Raw genomic sequence first — 1,384 nt, forward strand, 5'->3', positions numbered from 1 at the left:
AGTTCTTGGTGCCGTCGATCGGGTCGATCACCCAGCGGCGGGGGCCGGTCCCCTCGACGCCGTACTCCTCGCCGAGGATCGCGTCCCTGGGGCGGGCGCGCCCGAGGTGGCCGCGGATGAGTTCCTCCGCGGCCTTGTCGGCCTCGCTCACCGGGGTCATGTCCGGTTTGGTCTCGACCTTGAGGTCGAGGGCCTTGAACCGGTCCATCGTCGCGGCGTCGGCGGCGTCGGCGAGGACGTGGGCGAGACGCAGGTCGTCGAGGTAGTCGGGCATGCAACGAACCTATCTGCCGAGGTGGCGGTGGGGCTACAGGGGGTTTGCGGGGGAGTCGGAAGCGGTCTCGGGCTTGGTGTGGAGGATGTCTCGTGCCTGTTCCGCGGCGCGGGCGGTGCTCTCGGAGACGAAGTCGAGGAAGCGGGCGACGTTCTCGAGGCGGACGGCGGCCGGGGTGTCGTGGCCGAGGACGCCGGCGCCCTGCCGTGCGATCCCCACGACCTGGGCGATGGACCGCGCACTGGCCAGCGTCGCCTGGTACCAGACGTCGTCGTCGACGACATAGCGCTCGCGGCGGCCCGCGTCCGCCTCTCTGCGGACGAAGCCCTGGCTGTCGAGGAACGCGACCGCCTTGGACACCGACGCCGGGCTGACCTGGAGGCGCTGGGCGAGTTCGGACGCGGTGAGGCTGCCCGAGTCGGTCATGCAGAGGCAGGCCATCACACGGGACATCATCTTCGGCATGCCCGACCCCATCATGACGGTGGTGAACGTCTCCTCGTACTCGCGTACGGCCTCGGCGTCCCGCCCGTCGGGCTGCGGGAGCGCCTTCGGGTCCCGGGGGGCGGTCTGCTTGCGGCGGGTGCGGCGTTCCGTGGCGCGATGGGCCAGGTCGGCGCGGTAGGCCGTGGGGCCGCCGTTGCGCATGACCTCGCGGGTGATCGTCGAGGTCGGGCGCTCGAGCCGCCGGGCGATCTCCGCGTAGGCGAGGCCGTCGGCCAGTCCGAGTGCGATCTGTTGACGCTCCTGCTGGGTGAGTCTGCCTCCCGGCATCGCGGTCTCCTTCGTGGTGCGTGATATCCGCACCATAGCGTTCATCTTCATTTCATTGCAACGGACTCGGTAGCGTTGTTGCATTAGGCCGCAGGGTCGTTGCAATGAATTATCCGCTCTGAGCTGCGGTTATGGACTTCGTATGCAACGAAGTAGTTGCTAGCAATGTGAATGCAACGTAGCTTTTCCATCGTTGGAAACGACGGAGCGAAGCCCGGCCAAGGAGAGTAACGATGCAGAGGTTCGACAGCCCCGCCCCCGTCTCGGCCGTCCTGGACATCCCCGCCGGACGCATCCGCCTCATCGCCGCCGACCGGAGCGACACCACCGTCGAGG

General features: G+C 68.3%; 2 protein-coding genes. Both read right to left on the reverse strand.

What is annotated here, in order from left to right; all coding sequences use genetic code 11:
• Nucleotides 1-274: inositol monophosphatase family protein (locus tag ABZ281_RS49385; protein ID WP_356665387.1), on the reverse strand; the 274-nt coding region annotated here is incomplete at its 3' end.
• Nucleotides 275-307: 33 nt separating this feature from the next.
• Nucleotides 308-1,048, reverse strand: a complete 741-nt coding sequence (locus tag ABZ281_RS49390) for a helix-turn-helix domain-containing protein (protein WP_356665389.1) — start codon at nucleotides 1,046-1,048, stop codon at nucleotides 308-310.
• Between the last annotated feature and the right edge of the window lie 336 nt (nucleotides 1,049-1,384).

Source organism: Streptomyces sp. NPDC006265, from assembly GCF_040613555.1.
In the GTDB taxonomy this organism is placed as follows: domain Bacteria; phylum Actinomycetota; class Actinomycetes; order Streptomycetales; family Streptomycetaceae; genus Streptomyces.